At 44.2% G+C, this 552-nt stretch carries 1 protein-coding gene; it reads left to right on the top strand.

The genetic code is table 11. From position 1 onward, the window contains the following. On the top strand, positions 1–552 hold a 552-nt coding region (locus tag ACTQ3A_RS13945), incomplete at both ends, for a reverse transcriptase domain-containing protein (protein WP_441495348.1).

Here is a 552-nt window from a genome sequence, read left to right as displayed (position 1 = left end):
ATACCTTAAGGAACATCAGCAGGAGTTAACTGACCGCATATACCGCGGTAAGTATACCCCATCGCCAGTCAGGCGAGTTGAGATTCCAAAACCAGATGGTGGTGTGCGTAAACTTGGCATACCCACCGTGATAGACCGAACACTCCAACAGGCAATAACTCAACAGTTAGTGCCAATCTATGAACCATTGTTTGCGGATGGAAGCTACGGCTATCGTCCAAACAGAAGCGCAAAGGATGCTATACAGAAAGTAAAGGAATACGCAGAACAAGGCTACACTTTTGCGGTAGTCTTGGACTTATCAAAGTATTTCGACACCTTGAATCATGAAATCCTAATCAACCTCCTCAGAAGGAATGTGAAGGATGAACGTGTAGTTCAACTAATAAAGCGTTATCTGAAAAGTGGGGTAATGGAAAATGGAGTGGTCATTGATACAGAGGAAGGCTCACCGCAAGGTGGAAATCTATCTCCGCTTCTTGCGAATATCTACCTCAATGAGTTTGACCAAGAGTTTCTGAAAAGAGGTGTGCCCTGCATAAGATATGCAGA

Origin of the sequence: Bilifractor sp. LCP21S3_F8 (genome assembly GCF_052117805.1) — a bacterium.
Classification (GTDB): Bacteria; Bacillota; Clostridia; order Lachnospirales; family Lachnospiraceae; genus Bilifractor.
Note: the sequence above shows the minus strand (reverse complement) of the source record. Positions and strands in the feature narration are given on the sequence as shown.